General features: G+C 74.2%; 22 protein-coding genes. 9 read left to right on the top strand and 13 right to left on the bottom strand.

Features of this window, described 5'->3' with window-relative positions:
• The 7 genes from AC07D6_RS18465 to AC07D6_RS18435 all read right to left on the bottom strand — a co-directional run bounded on the left by AC07D6_RS18465 (position 1) and on the right by AC07D6_RS18435 (position 7,182).
• Positions 1 to 402, bottom strand: coding sequence for a hypothetical protein (locus AC07D6_RS18465; protein ID WP_479045517.1), 402 nt, complete (start codon positions 400 to 402; stop codon positions 1 to 3).
• A gap of 136 nt (positions 403 to 538) precedes the next feature.
• Complete coding sequence (locus tag AC07D6_RS18460; RefSeq protein WP_315879512.1) at positions 539 to 823, bottom strand: hypothetical protein; 285 nt, start codon at positions 821 to 823, stop codon at positions 539 to 541.
• A gap of 203 nt (positions 824 to 1,026) precedes the next feature.
• Positions 1,027 to 1,773, bottom strand: coding sequence for a LytR/AlgR family response regulator transcription factor (locus AC07D6_RS18455; protein ID WP_315879513.1), 747 nt, complete (start codon positions 1,771 to 1,773; stop codon positions 1,027 to 1,029).
• A 51-nt stretch (positions 1,774 to 1,824) separates the two neighbouring features.
• A complete protein-coding gene (locus tag AC07D6_RS18450) occupies positions 1,825 to 2,688 on the bottom strand; it encodes an amidohydrolase family protein (protein ID WP_479045514.1) in 864 nt (287 codons plus the stop codon).
• Positions 2,685 to 3,650 carry an aldo/keto reductase gene (locus AC07D6_RS18445; RefSeq protein WP_479045759.1) on the bottom strand — a complete coding sequence of 322 codons (966 nt, stop codon included), beginning with the start codon at positions 3,648 to 3,650 and terminating at the stop codon, positions 2,685 to 2,687. Before AC07D6_RS18445 ends, AC07D6_RS18450 begins: the two co-directional genes overlap by 4 nt.
• A gap of 112 nt (positions 3,651 to 3,762) precedes the next feature.
• On the bottom strand, positions 3,763 to 5,898 hold the full coding sequence (locus AC07D6_RS18440; protein ID WP_479045512.1) for a SpoIIE family protein phosphatase: 2,136 nt from the start codon (positions 5,896 to 5,898) through the stop codon (positions 3,763 to 3,765).
• Positions 5,899 to 5,973: 75 nt separating this feature from the next.
• Positions 5,974 to 7,182 carry a DUF6777 domain-containing protein gene (locus AC07D6_RS18435; protein ID WP_479045510.1) on the bottom strand — a complete coding sequence of 403 codons (1,209 nt, stop codon included), beginning with the start codon at positions 7,180 to 7,182 and terminating at the stop codon, positions 5,974 to 5,976.
• A gap of 191 nt (positions 7,183 to 7,373) precedes the next feature.
• On the opposite strand from AC07D6_RS18435, the gene AC07D6_RS18430 reads away from it, so the two are divergent.
• The 3 genes from AC07D6_RS18430 to AC07D6_RS18420 are packed head-to-tail and all read left to right on the top strand — an operon-like array spanning position 7,374 to position 10,230.
• Positions 7,374 to 8,231, top strand: coding sequence for a YndJ family protein (locus tag AC07D6_RS18430; protein WP_479045508.1), 858 nt, complete (start codon positions 7,374 to 7,376; stop codon positions 8,229 to 8,231).
• Complete coding sequence (locus AC07D6_RS18425; protein ID WP_479045506.1) at positions 8,228 to 8,779, top strand: DUF1990 family protein; 552 nt, start codon at positions 8,228 to 8,230, stop codon at positions 8,777 to 8,779. Before AC07D6_RS18430 ends, AC07D6_RS18425 begins: the two co-directional genes overlap by 4 nt.
• 11 nt (positions 8,780 to 8,790) lie before the next feature.
• Positions 8,791 to 10,230, top strand: a complete 1,440-nt coding sequence (locus tag AC07D6_RS18420; RefSeq protein WP_479045503.1) for a lipase maturation factor family protein — start codon at positions 8,791 to 8,793, stop codon at positions 10,228 to 10,230.
• Between the two features lie 234 nt (positions 10,231 to 10,464).
• On the opposite strand, the gene AC07D6_RS18415 is transcribed toward AC07D6_RS18420, so the two are convergent.
• The 5 genes from AC07D6_RS18415 to panD all read right to left on the bottom strand — a co-directional run bounded on the left by AC07D6_RS18415 (position 10,465) and on the right by panD (position 15,842).
• Positions 10,465 to 10,632 (bottom strand): hypothetical protein, encoded by a 168-nt coding sequence (locus AC07D6_RS18415; RefSeq protein ID WP_315879520.1) that lies wholly within the window; start codon positions 10,630 to 10,632, stop codon positions 10,465 to 10,467.
• Between the two features lie 286 nt (positions 10,633 to 10,918).
• Positions 10,919 to 12,385, bottom strand: coding sequence for an SDR family NAD(P)-dependent oxidoreductase (locus tag AC07D6_RS18410; RefSeq protein ID WP_315879521.1), 1,467 nt, complete (start codon positions 12,383 to 12,385; stop codon positions 10,919 to 10,921).
• Between the two features lie 51 nt (positions 12,386 to 12,436).
• Complete coding sequence (locus tag AC07D6_RS18405; protein WP_315879522.1) at positions 12,437 to 13,216, bottom strand: (2Fe-2S)-binding protein; 780 nt, start codon at positions 13,214 to 13,216, stop codon at positions 12,437 to 12,439.
• Between the two features lie 105 nt (positions 13,217 to 13,321).
• A complete protein-coding gene (locus AC07D6_RS18400; protein WP_479045499.1) occupies positions 13,322 to 14,602 on the bottom strand; it encodes a peptidoglycan DD-metalloendopeptidase family protein in 1,281 nt (426 codons plus the stop codon).
• An 814-nt stretch (positions 14,603 to 15,416) separates the two neighbouring features.
• Positions 15,417 to 15,842, bottom strand: coding sequence for an aspartate 1-decarboxylase (gene panD, locus AC07D6_RS18395; protein WP_479045496.1), 426 nt, complete (start codon positions 15,840 to 15,842; stop codon positions 15,417 to 15,419).
• A gap of 329 nt (positions 15,843 to 16,171) precedes the next feature.
• Between panD and AC07D6_RS18390 the strand changes: the two genes are divergently transcribed.
• Positions 16,172 to 16,618: a hypothetical protein gene (locus AC07D6_RS18390; RefSeq protein WP_479045493.1), complete on the top strand. Its 447-nt coding sequence runs from the start codon at positions 16,172 to 16,174 to the stop codon at positions 16,616 to 16,618.
• Positions 16,619 to 16,910: 292 nt separating this feature from the next.
• Positions 16,911 to 17,615, top strand: a complete 705-nt coding sequence (locus tag AC07D6_RS18385; RefSeq protein WP_479045490.1) for a 4'-phosphopantetheinyl transferase family protein — start codon at positions 16,911 to 16,913, stop codon at positions 17,613 to 17,615.
• Positions 17,616 to 17,643: 28 nt separating this feature from the next.
• Here AC07D6_RS18385 and AC07D6_RS18380 read toward each other — a convergent pair whose 3' ends face one another.
• Positions 17,644 to 18,417 (bottom strand): thioesterase II family protein, encoded by a 774-nt coding sequence (locus tag AC07D6_RS18380; protein ID WP_479045488.1) that lies wholly within the window; start codon positions 18,415 to 18,417, stop codon positions 17,644 to 17,646.
• Positions 18,418 to 18,752: 335 nt separating this feature from the next.
• Between AC07D6_RS18380 and AC07D6_RS18375 the strand changes: the two genes are divergently transcribed.
• From AC07D6_RS18375 to AC07D6_RS18360, 4 genes are all read left to right on the top strand, one after another.
• On the top strand, positions 18,753 to 18,971 hold the full coding sequence (locus AC07D6_RS18375) for an MbtH family protein (RefSeq protein ID WP_479045485.1): 219 nt from the start codon (positions 18,753 to 18,755) through the stop codon (positions 18,969 to 18,971).
• Between the two features lie 15 nt (positions 18,972 to 18,986).
• On the top strand, positions 18,987 to 19,244 hold the full coding sequence (locus tag AC07D6_RS18370) for a phosphopantetheine-binding protein (protein ID WP_479045482.1): 258 nt from the start codon (positions 18,987 to 18,989) through the stop codon (positions 19,242 to 19,244).
• A gap of 197 nt (positions 19,245 to 19,441) precedes the next feature.
• Complete coding sequence (locus AC07D6_RS18365) at positions 19,442 to 20,401, top strand: fatty acid desaturase family protein (RefSeq protein WP_479045480.1); 960 nt, start codon at positions 19,442 to 19,444, stop codon at positions 20,399 to 20,401.
• 35 nt (positions 20,402 to 20,436) lie between these two features.
• The gene (locus tag AC07D6_RS18360; RefSeq protein ID WP_479045478.1) at positions 20,437 to 23,454 is read left to right on the top strand and encodes a non-ribosomal peptide synthetase; all 3,018 of its coding nucleotides are present in this window, start codon (positions 20,437 to 20,439) and stop codon (positions 23,452 to 23,454) included.
• Positions 23,455 to 23,612 lie beyond the last annotated feature (158 nt).

The raw sequence follows: 23,612 nt of genomic DNA, 5'->3' as shown, positions 1-23,612 counted from the left end.
TCACCTGCCTTCGACGAGGCCGGTGAAGTCGCGCTCGTTGCGCTCGGCCCGGCGCACGTACCAGCGGGCGACGAGCCACAGGACCGGGTGGACGGCGACGCCGAGCGCCGCCCAGAGGAACGGCTCGGAGGACGGGGCGGCCCCGCCGGGGGCGAGCGCGGCGGGAAGGGTGAGGAGCAGCGGCAGGGAGCCGACGAGCAGGGCGAGGGCGGCGAGGGCCCTGAGCGCGGCGCGGAGCTGGCTGCGCATCAGGGACCGGACGTAGGTGTGGCCCAGGGTGGTCTGCTCGCTGATCTCGGAGCGGGCGGGCGCGTGGCCCGGCGGCCGGCGGCCGGAGCGGGGCACTCCGGTGACGGTCTCGCGCCGGGGACGGCGCGGCGCGGGCTGCGGCTCTGGGGGCATCGGTGTCCGGGGGTCGGCGGTGCGGTGGTGGCCCGGAGGACTTTTCAGGAGGTCCCCGGGGGCTCGGGGGGTGGAGTTTACGCAGATCCCTCCCGTACGGGTAGGCGGATTGTCCTACCCGTGACCTGCGGGTCGCCTACTCCGCCCGGGTGATGTCGCCGAGCGCGATCTCCAGCTCCACGTACGACTCCTCGGCCCTGCGGAACGCCAGTTCCAGGGCGGCGGCGGCGCGCGGGCCGACCAGGCCCCGCGCCGTCCCGCGGAGTTCGTCCAGCACGTCCGCCCAGCGCCCGGCGGCGCTCCTGGCCCCGGCGAGGAGCGCGGCGAGCTCCTCGGGGCGGGCCGGGTCCGGCGCGGGCAGGGCGCGCAGGGCCCTCAGCTCGCGCCGCAGCGCGTCGATCTCCGCTTCGAGTTCCGGCACTCCGCCGCCCCCTCCCAGCTCCGGATGATCAAGGGTAGGCGCGGTACCGCCCGCCGGTGGGGCCGTACCGGCGGGGCGTCGGTGAACGGCGCGATCCGCGCGTCGAACGGTCGGCTCCGCGCGTGCGGCCCGGAGGCCGGCGACCCGGGGGCCGGCGGCCGGCGCCCCCGCGGCCGGTGCCCCGGTGACCCGGTGACCCGGGGCTAGCCGCGGACGTGCCGCATCAGCAGCTCGCGCAACTGGCGGGCGTGGCGGCGGCTGACGGACAGTTCGGCGCTGCCCACCCGCACCGTCGTGGCACCGCCGTCCAGCCGCAGCTCGTCGATGCGGCCGAGCGCGACGAGGTGGCTGCGGTGGATGCGGACGAAGCCGCGTGCCGCCCAGCGCTCCTCCAGCGTGGAGAGCGGGATGCGGACGAGGTGGCTGCCCCCGTCGGTGTGCAGGCGCGCGTAGTCGCCCTGCGCCTCGACGTACGCGATGTCGTCGACCGGGACGAACCGGGTGACGCCGCCCAGCTCCACGGGGATCTGCTCGGCCACCGCCTGGGCGGCCGGGGCGGGCCCGGACAGGTCGCTGGCCCGGCGGACGGCCTCCGCGAGGCGCTCCTTGCGGACGGGCTTGAGGACGTAGTCGACCGCCTTCAGGTCGAACGCCTGCACGGCGAACCCCTCGTGGGCGGTGACGAACACGACGAGCGGCGGCCTGGCGAACCCGGCGAGCAGCCGTGCGACGTCCAGTCCGGTCAGCCCGGCCATGTGGATGTCGAGGAAGACCACGTCGATGGCGTCCTCGCCGTCCGGTCCCGCCTCCAGGGCCCGGCCGATGCGGCGCAGCGCCTCCGTCGCGTCGGTGGCGCCCTCCGCGCTGCGGACCCGGGGGTCGGAGCGCAGCAGGTACAGCAGCTCCTCCAGGGCGGGCTTCTCGTCGTCGACGGCCAGTACGCGCAGCATGCAGCGGAGTGTAGGCGGGCGTCCGTCGGGCGGGAAACGGCCGCCGGGCGGTCAGGCCGGCGGGGCCGGCAGGCCGTAGACGCGGGTGGCGGTGTCGGCGAACACGGCGGCGCGCTCGGCGGGCGAGAGCCGGGCGGTGAGGTCGCGGGCGGCGGTGACGACCTCGTCGTACCGGGCGGCGAGGAGGCACACGGGCCAGTCGGAGCCGAACATCAGCCGGGCGGGGCCGAAGGCGTCGAGGACCGTGTCGGCGTACGGGCGGAGGTCCGCGGTGGTCCAGGTGGCGTGGTCGGCCTCGGTGACGAGGCCGGAGAGCTTGCAGACGGTGTTGGGGAGCGCGGCGAGGGCGCGGACGTGCCCGGACCACGGTTCGAGCGCGCCGGACGCGACGGGCGGTTTGCCGAGGTGGTCGAGGACGAAGGTCAGTCCGGGCAGCAGGGCGGCGGCGCGGGTGGCGGCGGGCAGGTGAGGGGGGCGGACGACCAGGTCGTAGACGAGTCCCGCGGCGGCGACGGCGGCGAGGCCGCGCAGCACGGCGGGGCGGAGCAACCAGTCCGGGTCCGGCTCCTCCTGGACCTGGTGGCGGATGCCGGCGAGGCGGTGCCCGCCGGGCAGGGCGCGCAGCGCGGCGAGCCGGTCGGCGACGTCGGGCGCGGTGAGGTCGGTCCAGCCGACGACGGCGCCCACGAGGGGGTGGCGGTCGGCGAGGGCGAGGAGCTCCCCCGTCTCGCCGGGGACGGTGACGGTCTGGACGACGACGGTGGTGCGGACGCCGGCCGCGCGGGCCGCGGGCGCCAGGTCGTCGGCGGTGAAGGTGCGCCGCAGCGGGGCCGTGCCGGGCCCGTCGAGCCACGGCTGGTCGCGTACGGCGAGGTCCCAGACGTGGTGGTGGGCGTCGACGAGACCGGCGGTCACGGCAGGAGCCCCTCGGCGCGCAGGTCGTCCCAGACGGCGTCGGGCACGGGGTGGCGGTGGTGGGCGACCGCGTCGCGGACCTCGTCGGCGGACCGGCAGCCCAGGAGCACGGAGGCGACGGCGGGGTGCCGCAGCGGGTAGCGCAGGGCGGCGGCGCGGAGCGGTACCCCGTGCCGTCCGGTGACGGCCTCGGTGTGCAGGGCCCGTTCGAGGAGGGCGAGGGGCGCGGCGCGGTAGTCGTAGCGGGCGCCCGGCCGGGGGTCGGCGAGGAGGCCGGAGTTGAAGACCCCGGCGGCGAGGACGCTCCGGCCGCGCGCGGCGGCCTCCGGGAGGAGCGCGTCGAGGGCGGACTGGTCGAGCAGGGTGAGGCGCCCGGCGCACAGCACGACGTCCACGTCGGTGTCCCGCACGAAGCGGGTGAGCATGGCCGTGCTGTTCATGCCGACGCCGATGGCGCGGACGACGCCTTCCGCGCGCAGCCGCTCCAGCGCCGGGTACGCCTCGCGGAACGCGGCCTCCTCGTGGTCGTCGGGGTCGTGGAGGTGGACGACGTCGACCCGGTCGAGGCCGAGCCGTACGAGGCTCTCCTCGATGCTGCGGCGCACCCCGTCGGCGCTGAAGTCCCACACGCGCCGGTGCGTGGCGGGGACGGCGAAACCGTGCGCCAGGTCGTCGCCGGCGGGGTCGCCGTCGTACGGGACGAGGAGCCGCCCGGCCTTGGTGGCGACGGTGTACGCGTCGCGGGGGCGGTCGCGCAGGGCTTCGCCCAGGCGCCGCTCGGAGAGGCCGAGGCCGTAGTGCGGGGCCGTGTCGAAGTGGCGGATGCCCGCCTCCCAGGCGGCGTCGACCGCGGCGGCGGCCCCCTCCGGGGTGACCGGCGTGTAGAGGTTGCCGATCCCGGCCGCCCCGAACGACAGCTCGGTGACCGTGACCCCGCTCCGCCCGAGCGTGCCGCGCCGCATGCCCCTCCCCCACTCCCGTACCGGTCGGTCGGCGTCCGCAGCAGGACCGCCGACCGCACTATTCATCCGAGGGATGGCAGGCGTCAAGACCTCCCGTGTCCCGCCACTCCCGTCACATGGGGCTCCTGGCTTCACGGCCCGGGCCGACTGATCCGATGTCTCGCCGGATCTCGTGAGCGTTCCCAGGCCGGTCCGGCAGGGCGAACTCGCACCACACGCACTTCCCGCTGCCACGCGACTCGACGCCCCAGACGTCGGCCAGCCGGTCCACGAGCAGCAGGCCGCGCCCCGACACGCCGCTCGTGTCCGCGTCGCGGCGGCGCGGCAGGACGCTGGAGCGGTCCTCCACCTCGACGCGGAGGCGCCGTTCGTGCCCGGTGAGCATCCGCAGGGTGAGGATGGCCCCGCCGTCGGTGTGCAGCAGCGCGTTGGTGATCATTTCGTCGGCGGCCAGCTCGATCTCGTCGGACCGCTCCCGTCCGCCCCAGGCCCGGACGGCCGCACGGATCATGTGGCGGGCGGAGCGCAGCGCCTCGGGGTCGTTCTGGGCGACGTGCTGCTGGAGCCTGCCGCCCGCCTGCGGGGTGTAGCCGCCCCGGCGGCGCAGCAGCAGGACCGCCACGTCGTCGTCGCCGCCCCGCTCGTCCACCACGTCGCAGAGCTGGTCGGCGAGTGTCTGGAGGTCGGCGGGCCCGTTGCGGACGAAGGCGGTGAGCCACTGCATGCCCTCGTCGAGGTCGGCGCCGGGCTGCTCGACGAGGCCGTCGGTGTACAGGACGAGGGTCTGCCCGGGATCGAGTTCGAGGACGCTGACCGGGTAGTCGAGCACGCCGAACTCGGCGGAGAGCCCGAGGGGCAGAGCGCCCTGCACGGGCACCCGCCGGCAGTCGCCGTCCGTGTCGCGCAGCAGGGGGTCGACGTGGCCGGCCCGGACGGCCTGGACGACGCCGGTCGCCAGGTCGACCTCCATGTAGGTACAGGTGGCGAAGCGGTCCGTGTCCAGTTCGCGGAGGAAGACCGACGCGCGGGCCATGACGGTGGCGGGGGTGTGGCCCTCGGCGGCGTACGCGCGCAGGACGATCCGGAGCTGGCCCATGACGGCGGCGGCGTGGGTGTCGTGGCCCTGGACGTCGCCGATGACGGCGCCGACGCGGCCACCGGGGAGCGGGATCACGTCGTACCAGTCGCCGCCGATGTCCCGGCCGAGCCGGGCGGCCCGGTACCGGACGGCGATCTGCGCGCCGGGGACGTCGGGGATGCGGCGCGGGAGCATGGCCTGCTGGAGGCCCTCGGCGAGGTCGTGCTCCTGTTCGAACAGCATGGCGCGCTGGAGGCTCTGGGCGATGCTGCTGCCGAGGGCGATGAGGACGTTGCGCTCGTCGGGCGTGAAGCCCTTCTTCTGGCTGTACAGCAGCCCTATCGCGCCGATGGGCCGGGCCTGGGCGATGAGGGGCAGGTACGCGGCGGCGGTGATCCCGAGGTGGGTGATGTGCGGCCAGAGGACCGGGTACGAGTCGGCGAAGTCCTCGGGCGACTCGATGAAGCGGGGGGCGAGGGTCCGGACGACTTCGCTCATGGGGTACTCCTCGTCCACGCGCGTGTAGCGGGTGCCGGGGACGAAGGAGCCCTCGGGGCCGTCGGCGACCAGGTGGATGCGGCCGGCTTCCAGGAGGCCCATGACGACGCTGGTCGCGCCGAGGTGCTCCAGGCCGTGGGAGTCCCTCAGCACGTCGATGACGTCCTGGACGGTGCGGGCGTGGGCGAGGGCGGCGGTGGTCGACTCCACGACGCTGGTCTGGCGGCGGCGTTCGATGTCGACCTCCCGCCGGCTGGTGGACTCGGCCAGCTCCTGGGTGGCGTCGCGGACGATGCCGATGATCCGGTGGGGGCGACCGTTCTCGTCGCGGCGGATGAACCCCTGGGTGTGGGTCCAGCGGAGGCCGCCGTCGCGGGTGCGGATGCGGAAGTACGCGCCGTAGTGCGTGCTGCCGTTCTTGAGGGCCTGCGCCACCATGCCGTCGAGGCGCACGGACTCGCTGGGCGGGACCCTCCGCCCCAGGCTCCCGGGCCGCCCGTCGTACTCGTCCGGGTCCATCTCGAACACGGCGAGGGCGACCTCGTCCATGTGCATCAGCCCGGTGTCGAGGTCCCAGTCGAAGCTGCCCATGCGGTTGAGGGACAGACTCAGATCCGGGTGGGCGGGCCAGTCCTCGGGAAGCGACAGGGCATCCGCTGCCGGATCAACCATGGAGCCACTCTGCCATCATTTGTCGGGTTTATCGACTGATGAGAAGTCGTACGAGAGGACGGGGCGCCCCTCCCCTCACTCCTCGGCGGCCACCGGGTCCGGGAGCGGGCCGTACAGGGCGTCGCCCTCGGGCGGCGCGTCCGGCAGGGGTTCGTCCGGCACGGGCCCCTCCAACCCGGCGGACTCGTCGGACGGGGGCTCGCCGGACCCGGCGGGCCCGTCGGACGGCGGCCCGTCGGGCACGCCCCCGCCCCGGGTCGGCGCGTCGGGCACCACGGGGTCGGGAGCCACGGGGTCGGGAGCGGGGGGCCCGGACGGCCGGCCGGGCGGCGGCGTCCGCGTCAGGGCCGGCGGCGGTGCCGGGATCCGGCCGGCGGACGGCTCCCGCGGGGAGGCGGGCGCGCCCGCCTCCGCCCGGTCGCCGTCCGGTACGGGTCCGTCCGCGACGTGCCGGTCGCCGGGGTCGTACGCCGGGGGCACGGCGGGCTCGCGGTCCTTCTCCCCCCGGGTGCCGGCCCCGCGTTCGAGCCAGGTGCCGTTGAGGACGTTCACGAGGAGGAGGCTGTCGAGGGCCCGCCGCGCGGGGCCTACCAGCACGACCCGCTCGGGACGGAACCCGGGCCAGGGGTCGCCCCGGTACCCGGCGGTCGGCCGCACGTCCGCGGGAACCCGCAGCGGGTTGCCCGCGGCGCAGCGGACGCGGGGCGCGCCGTACCGGTCGACGAGGACCGCGGTGCCCGCCTGGAGGACGGCCTGGTACGGGGCTGCTGTGCCGTCGCGGTAGCCGTGGCCGGTGACGCGGGTGTCGGCACGCAGCATCACGGGCGTGAGGCCGCGCACCCAGGCGCCGAGCCCGCCCGGGGTGACCCCGGCGGCCTGGGCGAAGGCGCGGGCCTTGTCCTCGTCGGCGGTGAGGAACCGCGCCTGCTGGTCCACGTCGCAACTGGGCAGCGAGTGCGTGCCGCCGTACAGGCCGGGGGTGGCGCCGTCGACGGTCCGCGGCGGCCGGGCGGCGGCCCCGGACGGGCCGCCGGACGCGGTGGGGGACGGCGGGCGGGGCGCGGCGGCGCGGTCGGCGGTGAGGGCGGTGGAGGGGGTGAAGGGGTGCGGTCCGGGTTCGGCGGCCGGCTGGAGGAGGGGTACGGAGTCGGCCGCGGCGGTGGCGCGGGCGGCGGGGCGGCCGTCGCCGCAGCCGGCGGCGAGCAGCCCGGCGAGGACGGCGAGGGAGGCCGCGGCGAGGGGACGCCGGGAACGCGCCGAGGGGCGGCGTGAGGGTGGACGCACGCGAACCTCCCGCCTCTCCACCGATCTGACCGGACAAGTCCTTCCATGTCTGCCGGACCCGGGGGCGGGCCGCAACCGGAGGTCCGCCTCCCGAGGGCCCGGGCAGCCGACTTGAACACGTTCAAGTCGTAGCGCTACGCTCCGCACATCATTATTGAACGCGTTCAAAGCGCGGGAGGGGGTGCGTCGCGGTGACGGTCCTGGTGGATCTGGTCGTGATGCTCGGCATGCTCGTGGTCGTCCCGATGGGGCTGCGGCTGGCGCCCGCACCCGGGACGGCCGCCGCCGCCCGGCTCTGGCCGCTGTTCGCCGTACCGGGTGCGGTGTCGCTGTGGCTGCCGCGCGGCGCCCTCGCCACCGCCCTCGCCTGCTGCTACGCGGCGGGCACCCTCCTGCCGGCGCTCGCCGCGCCGCTCCGCCTCGCCGCGACGCGCTCCCTCGCGCCCGCCGAGGTGGCCCTGTGCACCGCCCTGGTGAGCCCCGCCGTCGCCGCGACCGCGCTGGTCGCCGAGCGGTGGGGGCACCGGCTGTTCGGGTTCGATCCGGAGATCCTGGACCTGACCGTGCCGCACTTCCACTTCGCCGGGTTCGCCGCCGCGCTCGTCGCGGGACTGGTGCACCGCGCCGCCCCCGGCCGTCCGCTGGGCCCGTTCGCCGCCCTGAGCGTCCCCCTCGGCACCTTCCTGGTACTCCTGGGGTACTTCGTCAACGACTGGACCGAGCTGGCCGGGACCGTCGTGCTGACCGCCGGGATGTGGGCCGTCGCCCTGCTCACCTGGCGGGACGTGCGCTCCGGCACCGGCGACCGGCTCACCGGGGCGCTGCTGGCCGTCTCCGCCGGCGTGCTGGCGGCGACCATGCTGCTGGCCCTGAGCTGGGCAGTCGGCGAGGCGACCGGGCTGCCCCACCCGAGCCTGGCGTGGATGGCCGCCACCCACGGCCTCGCCAACGCCCTGGGCTTCGCGCTCTGCTCGCTCCTGGCCTGGCGCCGCCTGGCGGCCCCCCGACCCCCCACCACCGCTCCGGACCACGAGGAGGTCCCCGCATGACCCGGTTCGTCCGCGGCCCCGGCCGCACCACCGCCGCGCCCCCGCTCCGCTTCACCTACCCGGACGTCGGCGCGACCCGCTCCCCCGCCCTCCCGGACGGCTACCACCACCTGCGCCACCGCACCCCGATCGGCCACGGCCGGGACGTCTTCGAGGCGGCGGGCGCCGCCGTCACCACCTGGCGGATGCACCGCGCCTCCGGCGCCCGCCTGCGGTCCGAAGCGGTCCGGGCGGCACCCGGCGTGCGCGTCCGGGTCTGCGTGGGCGTCGGGCCGCTGGAGTACGGCGTGCCGTGCGAGGTCGTGTGGACGGCGTACGAGGAGGGGCGCACCGGTTTCGCGTACGGCACCCTCACCGGGCACCCCGAGAGCGGCGAGGAGGCGTTCGTCGTCGAGCAGCTGCCCGACGGCTCGGTCTGGTTCACGGTCACCGCCTTCAGCCGCCCCGCCCGCTGGTACGCGCGGATGGCCGGGCCGCTCGTCCCCGTCGCCCAGCGGTGGTACGCGCGCCGCCTCGGCCGGACGGTGCGCCGGATCGCGCGCGGCTGATACTGGAGGGGATGGAGTCGTTCGCCTGGTTCGCCTCGTCCGACCACTGGCTGGGCCGCCTGCTCTTCCAGCGGGGCCTCGCCGGCCTCTACCTGGTCGCGTTCCTGTGCGCCGCGCTCCAGTTCCGGGCGCTGATCGGCGAGCGGGGCATGACCCCCGTGCCGGAGTACCTCCGGAGGGTGCCCGCGCGCCGGGCGCCCAGCCTGTTCCGCCTGCACTACTCCGACCGGTTCTTCGCGCTCTGCGCCTGGACGGGCGCTGCCCTCGCCCTGGCGCTGGCCGCCGGCGCGGGGGACGCCGTGCCCCTGGCCGTGTCGATGCTGATGTGGGCGGCGCTGTGGGGGCTGTATCTGTCGATCGTGAACGTCGGTCAGACCTGGTACGGCTTCGGCTGGGAGTCGCTGCTGCTGGAGGCCGGCTTCCTCGCGGTCTTCCTCGGCAACGACGAGACCGCGCCGCCCGTGCTGGTGATGTGGCTGCTGCGGTGGCTGCTGTTCCGCGTCGAGTTCGGCGCGGGGCTGATCAAACTGCGCGGCGACCGGTGCTGGCGCGACCTGACCTGCCTGTACTACCACCACGAGACCCAGCCGATGCCGTCCCCGCTGAGCTGGTTCTTCCACCACCTGCCGCGCCCCCTCCACCGCGTGGAGACGGCCGCCAACCACGTGGCACAGTTGGCCGTCCCCTTCCTTCTGTTCACCCCGCAGCCCGTGGCGACCACCGCGGCCGGGCTGATCGCGCTGACCCAGCTGTGGCTGGTCCTGTCCGGGAACTTCTCCTGGCTGAACTGGCTCACCATCGTCCTCGCCCTGTCCGCCGTCGACGGCACCCTCGTCGCCGCCCCGCCCGACCTGCCGCGGCCACCGCTGTGGTATGCCCTCCTGGTCGTCGCCCTGACCGTCCTGGTGCTGGCGCTGAGCGTGCGCCCCGTGCGCAACCTGCTCTCCCGGCACCAGGCGATGAACCGCTCCTTCGACCCGCTGCACCTGGTCAACACGTACGGCGCCTTCGGCACGGTGGGCCGGGTCCGGTACGAGATCGTCGTCGAGGGCACCGACGAGCCGGTGGCGCACGCCGGGACCGTGTGGCGCGCCTACGAGTTCAAGGGCAAGCCCGGCGACGTGCGGCGGATGCCGCGCCAGTTCGCCCCGTACCACCTGCGGCTCGACTGGCTGATGTGGTTCGCGGCGCTCTCCCCGGCGTACGCGGCGGGGTGGTTCGGGCCGTTCGTGGAGCGGCTCCTCGAAGGGGACCGGGACACGCTGCGGCTGCTGCGCCACAACCCGTTCCCCGACGCGCCCCCGGCGCTGGTCAGGGCACGGCTGTACCGGTACCGCTTCACGACCTGGCGGGAACTGCGGTCCACGGGCGCGTGGTGGCACCGGACCCTCGTGCGGGACTTCCTGCCGCCGACGCGGCTGGAAGGGGCGCCCCGCCGGCCCCGGAACTGACGCGCCGGGTGAATCCTTGGTCAAAGCTGGTGGGCCCGGGGGCTCTCCGCTACGTTTCAGCGACAGTGAGCCGGGCCGAGCGGATGCCGATGACGTTCGGCCCGGCGGTCTGCCCGTCGAGGCAGCCCCGTCCGGTGTGCTCTCCCGTGTCGGCACCGGGCGGACGGACCCCGTGTCCCCGCCGCCGTCGCGGCGGGGACACGGGGCGGGGCCCTGCGGGCCGGCCGGTCCGGCTCAGTCGATGCCGCGCAGGATGTGCGGCTCCGCGAGGTCGTCCTCGTACCCGGCGAGGCGGATCGGGGCCGAGCGGGCCCACACCTCCAGGCTGCCGAGCTCGCCCGGACGGGTGGACCGGGCAGGGGGTTCCGCCGGCTGCTCCTGCGTGGTCGCTTCTGGTGTCACCGCGCACTCCTTCGTGTCGCGAACCTATGGGACGTGTGTTGCCGTTCGGTCGCGGTGGCGCCGGTCTCCGGGCGGGGCCGCGGCCCCTCGGTGGCAGGCCGGTCCCGCGGTCGGCGCCAGGGAGTTCGTGGATCCCGGTCGGCCGACCGTTCGCCTCAGAGTAACCAAATGAGCACGGTGCCGCTCGATGGAACGCATCACACTGTCGACATCCGGACACAATGGCCCGGAGTGCCCCATCCGGGGCACTCCGTGTCATCACATCGGGTGTGCGGAGCGCCGGCCCCTACCACTTGCCGGGCGCGTAGTCCTTCAGGAAGCAGCCGTACAGGTCCTCGCCGGCCTCGCCGCGGACGATCGGGTCGTAGACCCGCGCCGCGCCGTCGACCAGGTCGAGCGGGGCGTGGAAGCCGGCCTCCGCCAGCCGCATCTTGTCCGGGTGCGGCCGCTCGTCGGTGATCCAGCCCGTGTCGACGGCCGTCATGAGGATGCCGTCCGCCTCGAACATCTCCTGGGCGCTGGTGCGCGTCAGCATGTTGAGCGCGGCCTTCGCCATGTTGGTGTGCGGGTGCCCCGCGCCCTTGTAGCCACGGCTGAAGACGCCCTCCATGGCGGAGACGTTCACCACGTACTTGCGCCGGGCCGTGGAGGCGGCCATCGCCGGGCGCAGACGGCTGATCAGGATGAACGGCGCCGTCGAGTTGCAGAGCTGGACCTCCAGCAGCTCGACCGGGTCGACCTGCTCGACGGTCTGGATCCAGCTGTTCACCGGCGCCAGGTCGGGCACCAGGCCGCCCGCGTCGATGGCCGTGCCGGCGGCGATCCTCGCCGGGGTCGCCGAGCCGCTCACCAGCGCCAGGTCCGTGACGTCCTGCGCGGTGAGCCCGTCGCCGCTCCGCGCGGAGGGCAGGGCGGCCACGCTCTCGACGGCGCCGCTGCCGAACGTGCCGATGACCTCCGCGGCGGGCAGCTCTCCGGCGGGCAGCGGGGCCGACTCGGCGGCGACCAGCTCGCTGTACGCCCGGCGGGACCGGCGCACGGTCTGCGCCGCGTTGTTGATCAGGATGTCGAGCGGACCGGCCGCGGCGACGGAGTCCGCGAGGGCGACGACCTGCGCCGGGTCGCGCAGGTCGATCCCGACGATCTTCAGCCGGTGGATCCACTCGTCGCTGTCCGGCTGCGCCTTGAAGCGGCGGATCGCGTCGTTGGGGAAGCGCGTCGTCACCGTGGTGTGCGCGCCGTCGCGCAGGAGCCTCAGAGCGATGTACATGCCGATCTTGGCACGGCCGCCGGTGAGCAGCGCCCGGCGACCCGTAAGGTCGGTGCGGGCGTCGCGGCGGGCGCGGTTCTCCACCGCGCACGACGGGCACAGCTGGTGGTAGAACGCGTCGACCCGCACGTACCGGTCCTTGCAGATGTAGCAGGACCGGGGGCGCTGCAGGACGCCCGCGATCTCGCCCGCGGCGGAGGAGCTGGGCAGCAGGCCCTGCGTCTCGTCGTCGATGCGCTCGGCGGAGCCCGTCGCGGTGGCCTCGGTGACCGCCCGGTCGTGCGCCGTCTTCGCGGCCCGGCGCTCCTGCCGGCGGCGCTGCTTGACGGTCCGGTAGACACCGGCCGTCGCGCGCCGGACGGCGATCGCGTCCGGGTGGTCGATCTCCAGCTTGTCGAGCTCCTCGAGCACGCTCAGGCAGACGGCCAGACGCTCGGGGTCGATGCCCGGCCCGTACGCCTGGTTGTCTTCTGTCACCGTCATGGCCGCTGCCGTTCCTCGATCACTCGTTTGCCACGTTCCAAAAGTGGCACTTTACGGAGCCGACGCCCCACCCGCCAAACCCGGGCCGGCCGCGGTGCTCCGCGGCGGTGCGTCGAAGACGCAGTCGCCGCACAGTCCGCCGCCCGGGCAGCGGTAGTACAGGCAGCAGGTGCGGCGCCGGAGCGCGGGCCCCTGGAGGGTTCCGGCCAGGTCCGGATGGTCGAGCAGCGCGGCGGCGAGCGCGGCGGCCCGCTCGGCCGCGTCGACGCGGCCGTGGCGGCGCGCCCAGCGGGTGAGCTCGCGTACGGCGCCGCCGAGCGCCGAGCCCGCGTTGCCCCACAGCAGCCGCGGCGACACGGGCCCGGCGGCCCGCAGGGCGTCGCCGAGCGGGGCGAGGTGGCCGTCCTGGACGACCCGCCGCAGCTCCCGCGCGGTGCCGGGGCGGGTGGCGGTGCCCGACCACCACAGCTCGTCGGGCGTGGAGCGCGTCGGGTCCCAGTGCAACGTCGCGGGCGACACGTCCGGGAAGACGCCGTGCAGGGCGGCGGCGCCGAGCGTCACCGACCAGAGGCGCGCGGCGAGCCCGAGCTGCACCATGGACGCGGCGACCCGGTACTCGGGGGTGCGCAGGCCCTCGGCGACCCGGGCGACCCGTACCGCGAGGGGGGAACCCGGGTCCGGGGCACCGGCCGCCGGCCGGGGGGCGTACGCCCGGGCGAGCGGGGCGTACGCGCCGGGGCCCGGTGGCTCGGCGGGAAGCACGAAGAAACCGCCGACGTCGCCCACGGCCCGCAGTTCGGCGGGGGTGAGCCCCCGTGCCTCCGCTTCCATCCCGCTCGTCCCTCCCCCGCCCGCCGGCGTTCGGCCCGGCACCACCGTAACGGTGCGCGCGGCCGGGTCGCGCCGCTCCCGCCGGGCCGGTGCCCGGCTCGGCGGTCAGAGGCCGACGCCGCCCCTCCTCAGGTAGGCGAGGGGGTCGATGTCGGAGCCGTAACCGGGTCCGGTGCGCACCTCGAAGTGCAGGTGCGGGCCGGTGCTGTTGCCGGTCGAACCGGACCGGGCGATGCGCTGGCCGCTGCTGACGGTCTGTCCCTCGCGGACGGTGAGCGCGGACAGGTGCGCGTACTGGCTGTACTTGCCGTCGTGGTGCCGGATGACGATCTGGTAGCCGTACGCCCCGGCCCACCCGGCGGAGACGACGCGACCGGAGGCGACGGCCTTCACGGGGGTGCCGGTGGGCACCGGGAAGTCGACGCCCGTGTGGTAGCCGGAGGACCAGGAGGAGCCGGCCTTGCCGTACGCGGTGCCGGGCGCGGAGTCGACGGGCGCGCTGAGAACCCCGATGCGGGCCTTGGCGACGGCGGGCTTGGCGGCGGGCTGCGTCCTCGGCTTGGCGGCGGGCTGCGTCCTCGGCTTGGCCTTGGGCGGGGACTGCGTCGCGGGCTTCGGCTTGGCCTGGGGGGCCGTGGGCTTCGGCGCGGACTGCGGCTTCCGCTGGGTCCCGGGCTTGGGCTGGGCCCGGTCCTTGGACGTGGGGGCCGCCGTGGGCTTGTCCGGGGCCTTCGTACCCGGTCCGGTGCGGGGCTCGGGCTTCGCGGGCGCCGTCGCGCGGAGCGCCAGTCTCTGGCCGGGGAGGATGAGGTCCGGGTCCTCCCCGATGACCGTGCGGTTCTGCGCGTACAGCCGCTGCCAGCCGCCGGGGACGCGCTCGTCGGCGGCGATCCGGGACAGCGTGTCGCCGCGGGCGACGGTGTAGCTCTCGCGGCGCTGGTTCGGGATGGTGGTCGGCGTGGCGGGCCGGTCGGTGCGGTCGCCGCGGGTCTCCGTCCGCACGGCGGGCGCCTCGCCGCCGCGGGTGAGCCCGGCCCGTTCGGAGCAGGTGGGCCAGGCACGCGGGCCCTGGCGGTCGAGCACCTTCTCGGCGACGGCGATCTGCTGGTCCTTGGTGGCCAGGTCGGCGCGGGGCGCGTAACGGGTGCCGCCGTACGCCTCCCAGGTGGACTGGGTGAACTGGAGCCCGCCGTAGTGGCCGTTGCCCGTGTTGGTCTGCCAGCGGCTGGTGGACTCGCAGGCCGCGACCTTCTCCCAGACGTCGACGGACGCCGCGTGGGCCGTCCCGGCGCCGATCAGCGGCAGGGCGCTGCCGATCGTGACGGTTAACGACGCGCGGTTGAGACGGCTCGGCTGCTGCCGGCGGTGTCGTCCCCGTACGGCCATGGCGGTTCCCCCCTGTGCACAGGTCAGCAGCCGCCCAAGCTAGAGGCGGGGCCGAGGCGTGACAAGGGGGCGCACAGAGCACAGGGGCGCGGAGTGCCCCTCGAATGGCCGGAAGCCGTGGCATCGGGGCGGCGCGCGGGCGGGGGGAGCCCGCTGCATCCGCACGCGGGCGCCCGCGCGGGCGCGCGGTCCCGGTCCGGCGCGGCGGGCTCTCAGACGCGGCCGGCGGGGCCCGGTGCCGGGTCGGGGTCGGGCACCGGATCCGGGCCGGACGGCCTCGGAACGGGGTCCGGGGTGGGCACCGGCCCGGGCGCCGGGTGCGGCGGCGTCGGCGCGGGCCCGGGGTGCGGCGGCGCGGGGACGGGCCCGGGCCCCGGGGCGGGCGGCTCCGGCACGGGCGCCGGGTCGGGCATGGGCGGCACGGGGTCGGGTCGGGGCTCGGTCATGACCTCTCCCTCGGGATCTCTTCACTCCCTGTCGAGATTCTCGTACCGCGCGTTCCCCCGCACGCCGGAACCATGCCGCTCCGTCCGTGAAGGGCACCGGAGACGGCACGGAGCCACCGCCGGGCCGCAGCGCTCCCGACCGCGGGGTCCACGTCCGCGGCGCTCCCGGCGCAGGACCCGTATCCGCGGCGCTCCCGACCGCGAGACCCGCGTCCGGTTCGGGGACGCGTCGGGGACCGTCCCCTGGCGGCGTCCGCGGGGCTCGCGGTCCGGGTGGCGTACGGGATCCGCCCGGCGGGGCGGCCGTCCTCACGCCCACCCGCAGGCGACCGCTCCCCCGCCCTCCTCGCCCCCTTCCGCCCTCCGCGTCAGCGGGCGGCCGGTACGGCGTGCGGGCTGCGCGCGGTGTCGCTGCCCGGCACCGGGGCGGAGGCGTCGGAACCCAGCTCCACGATCCGGTTGGCGGCGTCGACGTGGACGACGCGCGGCACGAGGGCACGGGCCTCGGCGTCGTCGACCTGGGCGTAGCTGATGAGAATGACCAAGTCACCGGGGTGGACCAGGTGCGCGGCGGCGCCGTTGATGCCGATGACCCCGGAGCCGCGCTCGCCCTCGATGACGTACGTCTCCAGACGGGCGCCGTTGTCGATGTCGACGATGTGGACCAGCTCACCGGGCAGGAGGTCGGCGGCGTCCATCAGATCGGCGTCGACGGTGACGGATCCCACATAGTGGAGGTCGGCCTGGGTCACCGTGGCCCGGTGGATCTTGGACTTGAACATCGTACGCATCATCGAGGCACTCCCGGATCTCAGCTCCCTGCCTGCGTTTTTGCAGGTCAAGGGCGGTTTCCCTACCTTACAACGAGTCGCATGTGCGGGCAGCGTTCCCCAGGTTCTTCAGGACTCATGCTGACCGCTTGCCGACTTCGCTGATACGTCGCCAGACGGGATCGAGAGGGCTTGACCACTCCCTTCGCCTCCCACCACGACGACGGCACCAGCCTACGCAACGCCCCTCGAAGGACGTCCGTGATCATCACCACTCCGGCGCTCCGCCCGGGAGCCAGGCGCGAAGGCGGTCAGCCGACCCCCAAACCGCGCACTGCCGCAGAGCTGGTGAGGTGGGCGGTGAGATCCGGCTGTGGACCGAACGCACCGGGGCACCCGCGCTCCCCGGCCACCTGCCCGTGCACGAGGCGGCGGGCACGGGTCCCATCAGCGCCGACGGCAGACTGCTCATCACCAAGGAGGACCAGCCGGACCTCTCCACGACCACCCGGATCTGGACCATCGACGGCAACGGTTCGCCGAAGCGGCGCCACACCCTCCCGAAGGGCTGGGAGGCGAACTGGTTCCTGACCGGCCGGGACGGCGACCCGGTCCTCCTGGCCCACCACTGGGCGGGAGGACTGGACACGCCCTCCAGCTGTGGCGGTTCGGCGCCGAGGGCCCGCCGCACCGGAGCACGAGCATCCGGTACACCGCCGACGGCCGTCACGCTCGGCCCTGTCGGAGGTCCCGGAGTTTCCCGGTGCGGCAGCGCGGTCGGGAAGGGGCCTCGACGATGAGACTCCCGTCCGGGCCGTCGGCGTCCAGAGGGTCCGCATCGACCGTTCCGCCCGGCCGTGCGAACACCGGACCACCCGGCTCGATACCTCCTGGCTGCCCGTTGGCCCGCGGGCAGACGGAGTCAGGGTGGCAGCGGCGCGGGCTCCTCGCTGGTCGTCCCCGGGCGTTGCCCGGAGTTGGCCCGGTCCCGCCGGATCCGGACTGGGTGAGCCCGAGTCCAGGACGCCCGGTCGGGCCGAACGCGGGGCCGCGCCCATCGGATGCGGCTCGGCGTCTGGGAACATGACCGCCATGGGGACGGCAGCGACTTTCCGCAGTGACGCCAGGGCTCAGGGCCGGGGCGAGGTGCAGGTGTGGGTGCTGCCGGCCCCGACGGCGGCCTCGCGCACCACGCTGGACCTGACAGTGCTGGACGAGCGGGAGCGGCAGCGCATGAACGCCTTCGTCCGGGACGGGGACCGCGTCCTCTACGGCTTCGCCCACGGCGCGCTCCGCACGGTCCTGTCCGCACTGACCGGCGAGGCGCCCGCCGCCCTCCGCTTCGCCCGAGCCCCCTGCCCGTGCTGCGACGAGCCGCACGGACGGCCCGTACTCAGCCCTGCGCGGCTGGAGTTCTCGCTGTCCCACAGTCGGGACCTGGTCCTGATCGGCGTCGCGCCGACCCCGATCGGCGTGGACACGGAACCCGTGCCGAAGCCCGGGACCGCGGAGCAGCTCGCGAGGATGCTCCACCCGGCGGAACGCGAGGAGGTGGCGGCTGCGCTTCCGGAGCACCGGGCGGCGGTCTTCGCCCGCCTGTGGGTGCGCAAGGAGGCTTACCTCAAGGGCCTGGGGACCGGCCTCGGCCGTGACCTCGCGGCGGACGACGTCCGGGGCGCGGTCGCGGGATGGCACCTCACCGACCTCCCGGTGGGTGCCGGCCAGGCGGCCGCCGTCGCGGTCGCCTCCCCGGCACCGTGCGGGATCCGCCTCCATCGGGCCCTCCCGGTGAAGTGATCCGCCCCCCGTCCTCCGTCCGGTGGGTTCAGGCGTGCGTCTTCGCCGTCCGGAGGATGGACTCGGTGACCTGGTCCGCGCATGAGGTCAGGTAGAAGTGGCCGCCGGGGAACAGTTCGGACGCAAAGCCGCCGGTGGTGAACTGGGCCCAGGCCAAGGCGTCGTCGACCGGCACGACGGGATCGTCGTCGCCGGCCATCACCACGATCGGGCAGGCGAGGGGCTGCACCGCCGGTCGCGGCTCCGTGTAGGCGGCCAGGGCCGCGTAGTCCGCACGCACGGTGGGCAGGAGCATCCGCACCAGTTCCTCGTCGCCCAGCAGGTCTCCCGCGGTGCCGCCCAGCCGCCGCAGCTCCGCCAGCACCCCGGCGTCGTCGCGCAGGTGGACGGAGCCGGGCCGCAGTCGGGACGGTGCGCGGCACGCGGAGACGATCAGCGCGGCCGGCCCGCCGAGCGGTCCGCGCTCCAGGCGCCGGGCGACCTCAAAGGCGACCACGGCACCCAGGCTGTGTCCGAACAGCACCAGCGGACCGGCCCGGCCCTCCTCCCGGTCGGCCAGCGCCCCGACCACCCCGTCGGCCAGTTCGGCGATCGAGCGGGCCGGCGGTTCGGCCAGCCTGTCGTGGCGGCCCGGGTACTGGACGGCAAGCGTCTCGACCGTGGGCGAGAGCTTCCGGGAGAAGGGGAGGTAGAAGTTGGCCGCGCCTCCCGCGTGCGGAAAGCACAGCAGCCTGACCGCCCCGGGCCGGGCCTCGCGGTAGCGGCGGAGCCACACGTCGGCCCGCACGGTCTGATTGCTCATCGCCGCCTGCCCTTTCGTTCGCCGGAGGAATGGCATTCTCCATCCTGCCGCATCCCCGCCCTGACAACACAACCAGGCTTTACGCCACTCACCTCATGAACACGTTGGTCCTATGGGGGAGTCACTCTTGACGACAGGCCACAGAAGGTAACGCAGGCCGCCCCGACATACACCCTCTCATCGAGCTGGTTCCGGGGCGGCGTTCAAGTCGCTGACCTGGATGGGGACGTGCACTAGGTTTCAACCCACGTGTCTCGCCAGCGAGACACGCCCCGTGCGAGCCCCAAAACCGCTGTTACGATTCCGGCCGTTTGATTGATCCCTCAGGAGAATCCGTGGCAAATCCGTTCGACGACGAAGATGGCATGTTCCTGGTCCTGGTCAACGACGAGAACCAGCATTCGCTGTGGCCTGCGTTCAGTGACGTACCGGCCGGCTGGACGGTGGCGCACGGCGAGGACACCCGCAAGAACTGCCTTGATTATGTGTCGACGCACTGGACGGACATGAGGCCGACCAGCCTGATCAGAGAGATGGGCGATGAACCGCGTTAGAGAGGTACCGCTTACATGGTGATCGGCAGCGAGTTCCGCAACCCCATGGACGCGTTGGTGGTCGACAGCGTGCGGCGCCTCTTGGGCGACACAAGCATCGGCATCGACGACAACTTCATGGACATCGGCGGCAATTCCATCATCGCCGTCCGCCTCGGGCAGATCCTGAGCGAAGAACTCGGCATATCTCGCACCGCCCGCATCATTTTCAAGAACCCCGTGCTCAGGGACCTCAGCGACAAGCTCAGCGCCCTGGTCGACGACGCGGCCTGACCGCACCCTGGTCGTCGCGCTCCGGGCAGCACCCGGAGCGCGGCGACACCGGCTCCCGGATCATCCGGTGGGGCCCTCTCGCCGTTTCCGCACGCATTCAACGCTTCCACGCCGAAGTCGCTGACGCCTGCCCGGCTGCCCGGCCGCCCGGCCGCCGCAGCGATCTCGCAGAAAGCTGCCACAGGGGAAGGTGTCACATGACTACCGACGCAAGCACAGCGCCACCACAAGACCTGTTCAGACGGACCAAGGTCAATGCCGCCGACGAGCGGACGTTCCTCTTCAAACTTCTTGTCGCATGTCTCATCTGGGCGCTCGGTGTGGCGCTCGCACTGCTGCCCGTGCTGTGGCCACTGCGGGTGCTGGGTGTCATATTGATCGGCGCGATGTACGCACACTGGCTGGAATTGCAACACCAGTGCCTGCACCACTCGGCATTCCGGCGTGCCCGCTGGCACCGGATCGCCGGCTTCCCGCTGGGCATCCCCCTGCTGGTCTCCTACAGTCACTACCGCGTCCGGCACCTGCAGCACCACCGCTACCTGGGCACCGACCAGGACTCGGAGTTCTTCGGCTTCGACTCCCGTCAGCCCGTCACCTGGGCGGGCCTGGTCCGCGAGGCCCTGGCCTTCGGCAGGCTGGGCGGTGCGGTCGCGGACATCGTGCGTGCCTGGACCGGCTCCTGGACCTACGAGGCCGGTCAGATCGCACCGGCCCGCGAGCGCGAAGTCGTCGCCGAGTACCGGCTGTTCGCGCTGCCGATCCTCACGGCCGCCGCGCTGGTCGCGCTCGACCAGGGCGCACTGGTGCTGTGGGTGTGGCTGCTCCCCCTGCTGGTCGCGGTGCCCCTGCACTTCCTCGTCGAACTGCCCGAGCACATCATGTGCGACAACACCAGCACCGACGTGCTGCGCAACACCCGTTCCATCACCGGCAGCCGGTTCAGCACCTGGTACACCAACGGCAACAACCTGCACATCGAGCACCACGCGGCCATGGTCGTCCCGATCAACCGGCTGCGCCAGCGCCACGATCTGACGCTGGCGCACGCGAAGCACACCTGCCCCAGCTATCCGCAGTTCTTCCGCGCCATCGCCCAGGAGGCCGCCGCCAACCGCCGTACGGCCCGTGCACGGGCCGGCGCCCGTGCCGAATAGCACCCCTCTCCACGCATTCAAGAAGGCAGGACGGCATGAACGACACCTCTGAGCCCGTGGCGACGCCGACCGGGATCACCCAGCGTCCGGCGGGCGCGGGCGCCCCTTTGTCCTTCGCCCAGCAGCGCCTGTGGTTCCTGGACCAGCTCGGCCTCGACGGCACGGCGTACCACCCGCCGTACGCGCTGCGACTGCCGGGCCCGGTGGACCTCGATGTGGCGGCCCGGGCCTTCCAGGCCCTGGTGCGACGGCACGAGACCCTGCGGACCACCTTCACGTCCGCCGACGACGGGCCGGTGCAGACGATCGCCTCGGCGGACGGCTACGCCTGGGAGCCCCGCAGGGTCGACCTGCGCGCCGCGGACGACGCCGAGGAGCAGGTGCGGCAGCTCGCGGCGCAACAGGCGCAGGCGCCGTTCGACCTCGCCCGGGGCCCGCTGCTCCGGGTGACGCTGGTGGCGCTCGCCGAGCAGGAGACCGTCGCGTTGATCAACCTGCACCCGACGCTCGGCGACGACGGGTCGATGACGGTACTGACGGACGAGGTCGGCCGTTTGTACGAAGCCTTCCTCGCGGGCGGTGTCGATCCGCTGCCGCCGCTCGCCGTCCAGTACGCCGACTACGCCCACTGGCAGCGCGTGCGGTTCACGGAGGGCACGGCGGACCGGGAGGCACGGCAGGGGCTGGCGCACTGGCGCGAGCGGCTCCGCGGCAAGCTGCCCACCCTGCGGGTGCCGACCGACCGCAACCGCTCGCGGCCGCCCGTCCGGACGTACGCGGCAGGGACCCGCTCCTTCACCCTGTCCGCCGACCTGACCGCCGGACTGAAGCAGGTGGCCGAGCACGCGGACGCCTCCCTGTTCGTCACGCTGCTCGCCGGATACTCGGCCCTGCTGCACCGCTACTCGGGCCAGGACGACATCGTGGTGGGCACGCCGGTGGCGGGCCGCGACCGGCCGGAGACCGCATCGCTCATCGGCCGCCTGGCGAACGCCCTGGCCCTGCGCGTGGACCTGACCGGTGACCCGACGTTCCGGGAGCTGCTCTCGCGCACCCGGCAGGTGTGCCGTGCGGACTTCGCCCACCAGGACGTTCCGTTCGAGCGCGTGGTCGAGGAGGTGCGGCAGGAGCGCGATCCCGGCCGTGCCCCGCTGTTCCGGACGATGCTGTCGCTGCACACCGCCGCGCGGACCGCACCGGGGCCGCGCACCGGCCCGTTCAGCGGCGAGAACCGGGCCACGGCGATGTACGACCTGAGCCTGCGTGTCGTCGACGAGGGTCGACTGCTGCGCTGTGACTGGGGGTTCGACGTCGACCTGTTCGTCGACGCCACCGTCGAGCGGATGGCGGGTCACTTCGAACGGCTGCTGGCCGGCGCCGTGGCCGACCCCGATCTGCCGCTGTCCCGGCTGCCGCTGCTCTCGGAACCGGAGCGGACCGAGGTGCTGACCCGGGACAACCTGATCTCCGTCGAGGTCTCCCCCGACCTGTGTGTGCACCACCTGTTCGAGGAGCACGCCCGCGCCACTCCCGACGCCGTGGCGGTGGTGGACGGGGAGGACCGGATCAGCTACCGGGAGCTCGACCGGCGGGCCGGGATCATCGCCGACCGGCTGCGCGCACTCGGCGTCGGCCCGGAGTCCCGGGTGGGGCTGTGCGCACCGCGCTGCCCCGACTCGGTGGCGGCTCTGCTCGGCATCCTCAGGGCGGGCGGCGCGTACGTGCCGCTCGATCCGGACCACCCGGTGGACCGCCTGCGGTACGTGCTCTCGGACGCCTCCGTACGCCTGCTCCTGACGCGCCACGACGTGGCGGCCGCGATACCGGGGCTCACCGACGGGCTGAGCGTCGGCCACTTCGACGACTGGCTCGCCGAGGGCGTCGACGCGGCGGAGGCCGGGCCGTCCGCCGCCGCGCGGGCCCCGTACGCCGAACCGAACGCGGACAACCTGGCCTTCCTCGTGTACACCTCGGGATCGACCGGCCGCGCCAAGGGTGCGATGCTCACCCACGGCGCCCTGATGAGCGCCTTCCGCTCCTGGGAGCGGGTCTACCACCTGGGCACGGTGGTGCACCGGCACCTCCAGGCCGCGAACATCGGCTTCGACGTGTTCACCGGTGACATGGTCCGCGCGCTGTGCTCCGGTGGCACGCTCGTGCTGTGCGACCGTGAGACGCTGCTCGATCCGGCACGGCTGTACGCGCTGCTCCAGCGGGAGCGGATCGACTTCGCCGACCTCGTCCCGGTCGTCGTCCGCCGGCTCAGCGCCTACGTGGCCGACCAGGGGCGGCTGCTGGACAACTTCAAGGTGCTGGCCGTCGGCGCGGACATCTGGTTCATGCGGGACTACTGGGACCTGGCGAAGCTGTGTCCTCCCGGCACCCGTCTGGTCAACTCGTACGGCATCACCGAATCGACCGTGGACAGCGGCCTGTTCGAGACTCCGATGCCCGAGCGCGGCGACGAGGAGCCGGTCCCGATCGGCCGCCCGCTGCCCAACACCGAGTTCTACGTCCTCGACAGCAGGCTCCAGCCCGTGCCCGTCGGAGTGAACGGCACCCTCTACATCGGCGGCCTGGCCCTGGCCCGCGGCTACGTGGGGCGCCCCGCGCTCACCGCCGAGCGGTTCCTCGCCCACCCCTTCTCGGACCGGCCGGGTGCCCGCCTGTACAACACCGGCGACCTGGCGCGGATGCTGCCCACGGGCGACGTGGAGGTGCTGGGCCGGGTGGACCGGCAGGTCAAGCTGCGCGGGTTCCGGATCGAGCTGGAGGAGGTCGAGTCGGTACTCGGCCAGCACCCGGACGTCCAGGCCGCCGCCGTGATCGTCCGGGAGGACACCCCGGGCGACCGGCGTCTGGCCGGCTACGTCGAGCCGCGGCCGGGGTTCAGCCCCGACCCGGTCGCTCTGCGGAAGTACCTGCGCACCCAGCTGCCGTACTACATGGTGCCGTCCACCATCACCCTGCTCCAGCGGATGCCGCTGAACGCGAACGGCAAGCACGACCGCAAGGCGCTGCCCGCTCCGGTCCCCGTGGCGAACACGGTCTAGGTCCGGAGCCGCTCGCCGGTTTCACACTGGGGGCGGCCCCCCCCCGGTGGCTGCGGTGGTCCCGCCCCGCCGTTGGTCGCGGGTAACGGGCGCCCGGGGGGAAACGTCTGGGGGGGGGGTGGGGGCCGGGGGGGTGAGGGGCCAGCGCGTCCACCGTA

The sequence above is a fragment of the Streptomyces sp. NPDC045287 genome (genome assembly GCF_056432325.1).
This window is presented reverse-complemented; position numbering and strand designations above follow the sequence as displayed.